An 8,305-nucleotide genomic window follows, 5' to 3' on the forward strand; every position below is an offset into this window, starting at 1 on the left:
ATCGTGACCGCGATGTTCGGCAGCCTGTTCTTCGTCGCGCTGCTGCGCCGCCGCTGAGCGGCGCGCAGGTCAGGCGACGGCGGCGAGGGCGCCTCCTGCCGCCCGCGTCATGGCCGCGGGATCACCGTGCCGGTGCTGCCGTCGAACGCGTCGGCATGCATGACGGTATCCGGCAAGTCGAACAGATTGTCCGGCAGCGTCAGCGCGGGCAGCGTGATCACGAAGCGTGCGCCGCCGAGCGGCGAATCCTCGAGCCGCACTTCGCCGCCATGCACCTGTGCGACACGCCGCACGATCGCGAGCCCGAGCCCGAAGCCGCCGGTCTGCCGGTCGCGACTGGAGTCGAGTCGCTGGAACGGTTCGAACACGCGGGCGCGTTCGGCGGCCGGAATGCCGGGGCCATCGTCGTCGACGCTCAGCACGAGCGCGCCGGACGCGTCACGCTCGGCCACGAGCAGCACCGTGCGCGACGCATAGCGCGCGCCGTTGCGGATCAGGTTCAGCAAGGCGCGGGCGACCAGCTTCGGGTCGCACACGTGGCCGGTGGGTGCGCCGAGCGTCGACACATCGAGCGTGATGCCGCGATCGGCGATGTCGTTCGCGACATTGCCGGCGACGCTGTCGATCAGTGCATCGACGTCGACTTCCATCGGCGCAAGCTGGCTCGCGCCCTGTTCGAGCCGGCCGATCGTCAGCAGCTCGGTCACGAGCTCGTCGAGTTCGCGCACGTCGCGCCGCAGCGCGTCGCGGCGTTCGCGCATCCGCCCGGTTTCGTCAGGCTCGGCGAGCAGCGCGAGCCCGAATTCGAGTCGCGCGAGCGGCGTCTTCAGTTCGTGCGAGATGCCGTGCATCATTTCGCGCTGCTGCTTGATCGATGCCTCGATACGCTCGGCCATGTCGTTGAACTGTTGCGACAGTTCATAGATGTTCGACTTGCCGGACAGCTTCACGCGCGTCGACAGCGTGCCGGCGCCGAATGCGCGTGCGGCGTCCTGCAGCTTGCGCAGGTCACGCCAGTGATAGTGAATCCACAGCACGACCGCGAACAGCGTGCCGAGCGCGAGCAGCAGGTACGCATAGATGCGGATGTCGAGATCGGACGCTTCGATCGGCCGCGCGTGCAGGACCGACCCATCCGCGAGCGGCATGTAGTAATCCTTGCCGTTATAGCTGATCGCAATCCGGCCGGCATCGAGATCGCGCAGCGGCGCGCCGCTCAATTGCGCACGGGCGGCGGTCATCGACAGGAAGCCGAACCCTTCGTTGCCGTGTTTCGCGAGCTCGCGCAGCGCAAGCTCGCGCTGTGCGCCCGGATGGCGTTCGAGGTAGTCGTTGAGCACGAACGCATAAGTCGTCAGCGAGTCGCGCTGCGCCTGCGCGCTGCGATCGTAGAAGATCCGGTCGAACGACAGCTGGATGAACAGGATCGACGCGGCGACGAACAGGATGACGACGAGGTACAGCCGAATCAACGGGCGGAGCATTTATTCGTCCCACGCAGAAGGGCTGAACAGGTAGCCGCGGCCCCAGATCGTCTTGATCTTGTGCGGCTCCGACGACGCATCCTCGAAGCGGCGGCGCAGCTTCGAGATGCCGGAATCGACCGAGCGGTCGAGTCCGTCGAATTCGATCCCGCGCAACTGCTTCAGGATGTCGTCGCGGCTCAGCACGGTGCCGGCCGCGCGCGCAAGGATCAGCAGCAGGTTGAATTCGGCGGTCTTCAGGTCGACCGGCTCGCCGCGCCACGTGACGGTGCGGTTCGGCGGCGAGATCGCCAGTTCGCCGAACACGAGCGCTTCGGGTGCGGCCACGGGTGCTTCCGCGACGGCCGGCTGCGCACGGCGCAGCAGCGCGCGGGCGCGGGCGACCAGCACGCGCGGCTCGATCGGCTTCGTCACGTAGTCGTCGGCGCCCGTCTCGAGGCCCGCGATCTGGTCGTAGACGTCCAGGCGCGCGGTCAGGATCAGCACGGGGACGTTGGTGAACGCGCGGATGCGCCGGCAGACTTCCATGCCGTCGAGGTTCGGCAGCATCAGGTCGAGTATCACGAGGGCCGGCTGGTGCTCGCGCACCGCCGCGACGGCGAGGTCGCCGCGTCGCACGACCGTCACTGCGAATTCATAGCCGTCGAGGTACTCGCGGACGAGTTGCGCCAGGCGGTCGTCGTCCTCGATCAGCAGTACACGGTATTTGAGTGGATCTTCGTTCATGGTCTCCTCGGGGCGCACGCGCCAACTCACGCTCCGGCAAGCCGGTGCGTGGCGCGGCACGCGAATTCTATCCGGCGTACCGAAGGCCGGGGGAGCGGGGCGACAATCTCGAACAATCGAACACAATTGAGCACAGATTTTCCGAATATTCAGGACAGTCTCGGCGCGGGGCGACACCTAGACTGCGGGCTCCGTCACTCCTATCTCAATATTGTGCGCCCAATACTCCGCCGCTACCGCTATTGCATGCCGCTCGCCGGCCTGACCCTTGCCGCCGCCGCCCACGCGGAAAACCAGTATTCGCTGTCGCTGGGTGGCGGTATCGCGCCGCGCTACCCGGGCAGCAACCAGTCTCGCGGCGTCGTTGCGCCGGGGTTTTCCGCGAAGTTCGGCAATGGCTTCTTCATCGACAGCACCCAGGGCGCCGGCTACCGGCTGGACCTGCCGCACGGCGCGTTCGTATCGGCGGCCGTGAGCTACGACGCCGGTCGAGCCGACGAGAACCGCCTCGACTTGCCGGGCTCCGACTACCTGAAGGGCATGGGCCGGATTCCGGGCTCGGTGCTGGTCGGCGTGCGCGCGGGCGTGACGCTGTTCAACGCGGCGGAACTGAGTGTCACGATCGACACACCCGTGACGCACACGTCGCACGGCGTGTCGGGGCACATGGATCTCGCGGTGCCGGTGTTCAAGACCGCGCAGCACGAGATCATCGTGACGGGCACCGTGCATGCGGGCTCGGGGCGCTATACGCAGACGTTCTACGGCGTGACGGATGCGCAGTCGATGACGAGCCGGTTCCGGCCGTATTCGACGAGTGGCGGGATCGACAGCGCGTCGATGGCGGTCGCGTGGAACTGGACGCTGTCGCAGCACTGGTCGGTGCTCGCGACCGGCGGCGTGACGCGGCTGCTCGGCCGCTACGGCGACAGCCCGATCGTCCAGTCGCGCAGCAACTACTACGCCATTGCGGGCGCGACCTACAAGTTCTGAGCGGATCGTCGCGGCACGCATCGTGCGGCGCAGCCGGCATGCTCGTGCCGTCACGCCGCGCAGCGTGCGGTAACATGCAGGCGGCTTCGGCGGCAGGCCGAACCCGCGGCTTGGGGTGCGCAGCATCGGCGTGGCCCGGGCGCGCGGACTGAACATGCATGCAACGCCCGGTCGGCCGGGAACGCCGCACAGGTTCCGCCGGGCGCAACAGGGAGAATCCGATGAAGAAGACGATCGTGATGATGATGGCGCTGGTTGCGGGCGCAACGTTTGCGGGATGCACGGACATGAAAACGAGGAATGCGACTGCCGGCGGCATGGTGATGAATGGCGAGCCGGCAACGTCGCAGGCCTGCAAGGCAGACGCGGGGCCGGACGATGCGCTGGTCGGCAAGGCCGAGGCCGATGCGGTGGCGCAACTGGACGGCTGCCTGTGGCGCGTGCTCGAGCGCGACGGCAAGTCATTGCCGGGCACGATGGATTACCGGCAGGAGCGCCGCAATCTCGGCATTCGCGACGGCAAGGTGATCTGGGTGCGGCGCGGGTGAGGGGTTGGGCCGGTGGTGGCGTGCCTGCGGGTCCGCGAATGAATGTTGCCGGCATGCTTGCGGTGCCCGGCAGCGCCATGTTTGCGAAGCGGCCGAAGCAGTCCGGGGCAGGGGTTCGCGCGCTGACACTGGCGGCGCTGGGCGTGCTCGGCGTGCTGGCCGGATGCGGACGACCTGATGACGCAGCATCGCCGGCGTCTCGCACCGTTTGCATCACCGGCTATAACGAGTACACCCGCAAGCTTCACGAGTTCTGGCTTGACAACGAACACAAGTCGGGATGCTTCGGCAATCCTTCTGCACGGGAAGCAGGCGAGGCCTTCGGCGGTGGCGGCGGGTTCGCCTGCGGCTGCCAGGTGACGCCGGGGCAAGCGGTGAAACTGGCGTGGGTGTTCGCGCAACCGCTGGACGAGATCGAGCGTGGCGTCGCGGCGGAACGCAAGATGATCGACGTGACGATTCCACAACCGGAATCGTCGACGTCGCGCTATCTGCGCGTGTATTTCAGGAAGAACGGTACGGCCGACCTGCAATGGGTGGACGACATGAACGCGCCCGAGCTGCCGCCGACCGTGGAGCGATGATCGCCGCGCGACGCGTACGATCGACGGTGTGCTACTTCGAGATGTACCACAGCGCATCCGCGCTGGCGCGCGAAGGCTGAGCGGCTGCAGCCGGCACTTGAGCCGGCGCGGGCGGCGGCGTGTTCGACGTGATGGCGGTCGGCAGCGTGGCCGGAATGTTCGCGGTCGAGGGCGAGGCCGCCGTGATTCCCGACGTCGAAGGCGTATTCACGTACCACAGCGCATCGGCCGACGCCGTGCGTTTTGATGCCGTTGCAGCCGGACTGGCTGCCGCATTTGCCGCCGTATTCGCCGACTTTTTCGAGCCCGCGGCCGCAGCCGTCGCCGTGCCGCCCGTCCCACTCTGCGCCGTCATGCCGGCGCCATTGCCCGCGCTACGCTGCGCGCGCGCCTCGAACGGCCCGAGCTGGAAGATTAACGTTTGCGCGGGACGGGTCAGGACGGCATACGGAAACTGCAGCTCCCACGACATCAGCACGCGCCCGGACGACGTCTCGGTGAAGATCGCCGGCAGGTGCTTCATGTCGCTGAACTGCACGTAGATCCGCGCGCCATCGTCGAAGACCTGGGTCGGCTTCGCCTGGTCCGCACCCGTGACCGTCCAGCCGAAGTTGTAGGTGCCGGCCGGGCCGGCGGGGCCGCCCTGCGGCGGAGGCGGCGGCGGGGCCGACGAAATCGTGCGCGGACGCGTGACCTGCTGCGGGGCGGACACGCTCAGGCTCGCGAACGGGTTGTACGCCTGCGCCTGTTGCGGCGGCGTAAAGGACGGTGGAAGGATAGGCATGGGAGTATCCGGCGAATCCGGCATGGTCCGGATTGCATCATAGACCTTGCGCGCATACGCGAGGCGCTTGTCGGGCGAGGCGGAGTTGTACGCGCCGATCGCGTTCCAGTTGGCGCCGAGCTGGCGAATGTTCTGCGACAGGATCCACGCGCCGACATACGCGTTCGTGCACGCATCGAACAGGCTCTCCCGCGTGATGCCTTCGCGCGCGAGCGTCGGCAGCCAGGTGCTGTTGATCTGCATCAGGCCGATGTCGACCGTGCCGTTCGTATTGGTGTTGACGGCGCTCGGATTCATGCCCGACTCGACCTGCGCGATGCCGCGCATCAGGCTGACGCTCACGTGCTGGAACGCGGCCGCGTCGTCGAGGCAATCGGCCCGCGCAATACCGTGCAGCGCGCACGACATGGCAATCGTCGCGGCGATTTTCAGCGTTGCTCGGCTGATCGAACGGGTTGTCTGACGCGGCATGGCAGGATGGGGCGGAATCCGGCCGCCCGGTGCAAGGAAATTACGCAGACGCGAAGTGTGCCATAGCGAGCAGCCAAATGGCTCGCGTCAAACTTTCCTTTGCATTTGCCCATGCGTTCGCCACGCATTTTTATCGCGTCCGATCACGGGGGGCAGCGAAGCATTATCGGTAAAAATGGCCGGATTTTCGTGCGAATGCCGGGCCAGTGGAGCCGCCGGAATACTGACGCGTCGCGTCATTTGCTCGGGGAAAATCGGTGCTGAATCAAGCCGGATGGAAATCGCGCGGCAATCGATATCCGGATTGAAAAGGGCGACGGAAAGACGATTCAAAAACAACGGCGGCCGAAGCCGCCGTACCGCTGAATGCGGATTCGACCGGCCGTGTGTCGCGCAGCCGGCCGTTTTGCATCAGAAGCGGTGGCGCAGGCCGAGGTTGACCATCGTCTGCGAGCTCGTGCCCGCATAGCCGTACGAACCGATCGACGCCTGCGCGGCCATCGAGCCGCCCTTGCCGTCGCCGGTCTGGCCGCTTGCGTGCTGGTACGCGGCGGTCAGGTAGACGTCGGTGCGCTTCGACAGGTTGTAGTCCGCGCCGGCCGATACCTGGTGATAGGTGGCCGACGTGTCGCCGCCCGAGCGCGTATAGCTGTAGCCGACGCCGACCAGCAGCGCATTGGTTGCCTGGTAGTTCACGAAGCCTTGCCCCGTGTTGTAGTGCTCGTTCGAGCCGAACACCGAGCTTCCATCGCGGCGGTACTGTGCGTTGCTGTAGCCGAGGCCGAACGTGAACGGGCCGGCGACGTACTGGCCCGCGATGCGCGCGATGCCGATCGAATGCGCGCTCGCATAGCCGCTGTTGACCGGGCCGTCGAACGTGCCGTCCGACGAACTGGTCCAGCCGCTGCGCTGGGTGTTCGACGCGGGGCTGTTGGTCGTGTGGAAGTAGCCGCCCGCGACGCTGAACGGCCCGTTGTTGTACGACACGGCAGCCGAATACGAATTCGCGGCGCCGGTGCTGCCGGCGATGCCGCCGAACGAGTACATCGCCGAGAACTGCAGGCCCGAATAGACGGCCGACGTGTACTTCACCGCGTTGTCGACGCGGAAGCTGTTGTCGTAATTGTCGACGTCGCCCGCCGTCGCGAACACGCTGCCGAGATAGTTGTCGGCGGTGATGCCCTGCACGAGATCGATGAGCGGATCGTACTGGCGGCCGAACGTGAGCGTGCCGTAGCGGTCGCTCGTCAGGCCGACGAACGCCTGCCGGCCGAACATGCGGCCGCCCTGGCCCATCCGGCCGTTGCTCGGGTCGAAGCCGTTCTCGAGCTGGAACAGCGCCTTCAGCCCGCCGCCGAGATCCTCGGTGCCTTTCACGCCCCAGCGGCTGCCGGCCAGGTTGCCTGCGCTGCTGTTGCCGAGCATCCACGCGTTGTCCTTGCCCTGCGCATGGTTCACGTAGGTGATCGACGTGTCGATCACGCCATACAGCGTGACGCTCGACTGCGCATGCGCGACGGGTATCGCCGCGAATGAAGCGATGGAAATCAGAGAGAGGGTCGTGCGTTTCATGTCATCTCCTTGCGCATTGGCTTGTGTTCGTGATCCGGAATGGCAGGAGACTACCGAGGCCGATTAAAACGACAAAAATGAAATTCTCTTTTGTGGCCTGACGCAGACAGGGATGTCCTCCTATTTCCGCGATCGGGGGATTTGAATTGTTGAAAATTACGTATCAATTGATTGTCATTTCGAGATTTGGCCATTGCGGCTTGCATATCTCGCGATAATTTCGGGCAATTCGGGGAGGAATGAAGGCGGTCGGGATATTGTTATCGATCCGTCAAATAACTATTTAATGAATCGATTTGGCCGGGGTGTAATGAATGTGTTAGCGGCGGGCGGTGCATGCCTGGCGGTGTCGTCGCGGCCGGGTCATCCATTCCTGTCCCGTTGTCGCGGCGTGCGTGGAACGCCGCACTTGTGCCGCGCCAGCGCGTGACCGTCATCGGTGCGCCCCCGCCGGAGCGCGGCAGCGGCCACCGCGCACCGGAACGCCGGTCGTCGCTCCGGTTTTGTATATAATAATCATTCTCATTTACAAAATCGTTGACGCCTGCGCACCCCGGAACCCGGCCATGTCTGCTGACAAGCTGTCTCTCCATCGAGAAATCGACGCCCTCTACACCGGCCACCATGCGTGGCTGCGCGGCTGGTTGAGCCGGAAGCTCGGTTGCGCGCACCGCGCGGCCGATCTCGCGCACGACACGTTCATGCGGCTGCTCGCGCGCGACGAGCCGATCGGCGCCGACGAGCCGCGCGCGTTCCTGACGACGGTCGCGCAGCGCGTGCTGAGCAACCACTGGCGGCGCGAGCAGATCGAGCGCGCATATCTCGATGTGCTCGCGCAGCGTCCCGAAGCGTACGCGTCGTCGCCGGAGGAGCGGGCCGTCGTGCTCGAGACGCTGCTCGAAATCGACCGGTTGCTCGACGGCCTGCCGCTCGCGGCGAAGCGCGCGTTCCTGCTCGCGCAGCTCGACGGGCTCACGCAGGCCGAGATCGCGCGCGAACTCGGCGTGTCGCTGGCGACGGTGAAGCGCTATCTCGTGAAGGCCGGCACGCAGTGCTTCTTCGCGATGGCGGCCTGACCGATGGCTGCCCCGGGAGCGCCGGCGGTGCCGCCGCAGGTGGCGCGTCGCGCGGTGGAATGGTGGG

9 protein-coding genes are annotated in these 8,305 nt (G+C 66.1%); 4 read left to right on the forward strand and 5 right to left on the reverse strand.

Annotated features, from left to right (window positions below):
* Positions 1-107: 107 nt before the first annotated feature.
* A complete protein-coding gene (locus tag G3N99_RS29445) occupies positions 108-1,484 on the reverse strand; it encodes an ATP-binding protein (protein ID WP_174934741.1) in 1,377 nt (458 codons plus the stop codon).
* Positions 1,485-2,210 (reverse strand): response regulator, encoded by a 726-nt coding sequence (locus G3N99_RS29450; protein WP_174934739.1) that lies wholly within the window; start codon positions 2,208-2,210, stop codon positions 1,485-1,487.
* A 246-nt stretch (positions 2,211-2,456) separates the two neighbouring features.
* Between G3N99_RS29450 and G3N99_RS29455 the strand changes: the two genes are divergently transcribed.
* The 3 genes from G3N99_RS29455 to G3N99_RS29465 all read left to right on the forward strand — a co-directional run bounded on the left by G3N99_RS29455 (position 2,457) and on the right by G3N99_RS29465 (position 4,335).
* Positions 2,457-3,203, forward strand: coding sequence for a MipA/OmpV family protein (locus G3N99_RS29455; protein WP_011351661.1), 747 nt, complete (start codon positions 2,457-2,459; stop codon positions 3,201-3,203).
* A gap of 221 nt (positions 3,204-3,424) precedes the next feature.
* A complete protein-coding gene (locus G3N99_RS29460; protein WP_206124136.1) occupies positions 3,425-3,751 on the forward strand; it encodes a hypothetical protein in 327 nt (108 codons plus the stop codon).
* Between the two features lie 53 nt (positions 3,752-3,804).
* Complete coding sequence (locus G3N99_RS29465) at positions 3,805-4,335, forward strand: hypothetical protein (protein WP_206124137.1); 531 nt, start codon at positions 3,805-3,807, stop codon at positions 4,333-4,335.
* A gap of 31 nt (positions 4,336-4,366) precedes the next feature.
* On the opposite strand, the gene G3N99_RS29470 is transcribed toward G3N99_RS29465, so the two are convergent.
* The 3 genes from G3N99_RS29470 to G3N99_RS29480 form a co-directional block, all read right to left on the reverse strand.
* Positions 4,367-5,590: a transglycosylase SLT domain-containing protein gene (locus G3N99_RS29470; protein WP_206124138.1), complete on the reverse strand. Its 1,224-nt coding sequence runs from the start codon at positions 5,588-5,590 to the stop codon at positions 4,367-4,369.
* A gap of 87 nt (positions 5,591-5,677) precedes the next feature.
* On the reverse strand, positions 5,678-5,923 hold the full coding sequence (locus G3N99_RS29475) for a hypothetical protein (protein ID WP_206124139.1): 246 nt from the start codon (positions 5,921-5,923) through the stop codon (positions 5,678-5,680).
* Between the two features lie 78 nt (positions 5,924-6,001).
* On the reverse strand, positions 6,002-7,162 hold the full coding sequence (locus tag G3N99_RS29480; protein ID WP_174969423.1) for a porin: 1,161 nt from the start codon (positions 7,160-7,162) through the stop codon (positions 6,002-6,004).
* A 566-nt stretch (positions 7,163-7,728) separates the two neighbouring features.
* Between G3N99_RS29480 and G3N99_RS29485 the strand changes: the two genes are divergently transcribed.
* Positions 7,729-8,238, forward strand: coding sequence for a sigma-70 family RNA polymerase sigma factor (locus G3N99_RS29485; RefSeq protein ID WP_206124140.1), 510 nt, complete (start codon positions 7,729-7,731; stop codon positions 8,236-8,238).
* Positions 8,239-8,305 lie beyond the last annotated feature (67 nt).

The sequence above is a fragment of the Burkholderia sp. Ac-20392 genome (assembly GCF_017104585.1).
In the GTDB taxonomy this organism is placed as follows: Bacteria; Pseudomonadota; Gammaproteobacteria; order Burkholderiales; family Burkholderiaceae; genus Burkholderia; species Burkholderia lata.

Coding starts and splice junctions, on each gene's coding strand:
- G3N99_RS29470 (WP_206124138.1), bottom strand. CDS start 5,590: ATGCCGCGTCAGACAACCCGTTCGATCAGCCGAGCAACGCTGAAAATC.
- G3N99_RS29485 (WP_206124140.1), top strand. CDS start 7,729: ATGTCTGCTGACAAGCTGTCTCTCCATCGAGAAATCGACGCCCTCTAC.
- G3N99_RS29450 (WP_174934739.1), bottom strand. CDS start 2,210: ATGAACGAAGATCCACTCAAATACCGTGTACTGCTGATCGAGGACGAC.
- G3N99_RS29445 (WP_174934741.1), bottom strand. CDS start 1,484: ATGCTCCGCCCGTTGATTCGGCTGTACCTCGTCGTCATCCTGTTCGTC.
- G3N99_RS29460 (WP_206124136.1), top strand. CDS start 3,425: ATGAAGAAGACGATCGTGATGATGATGGCGCTGGTTGCGGGCGCAACG.
- G3N99_RS29480 (WP_174969423.1), bottom strand. CDS start 7,162: ATGAAACGCACGACCCTCTCTCTGATTTCCATCGCTTCATTCGCGGCG.
- G3N99_RS29465 (WP_206124137.1), top strand. CDS start 3,805: ATGCTTGCGGTGCCCGGCAGCGCCATGTTTGCGAAGCGGCCGAAGCAG.
- G3N99_RS29455 (WP_011351661.1), top strand. CDS start 2,457: ATGCCGCTCGCCGGCCTGACCCTTGCCGCCGCCGCCCACGCGGAAAAC.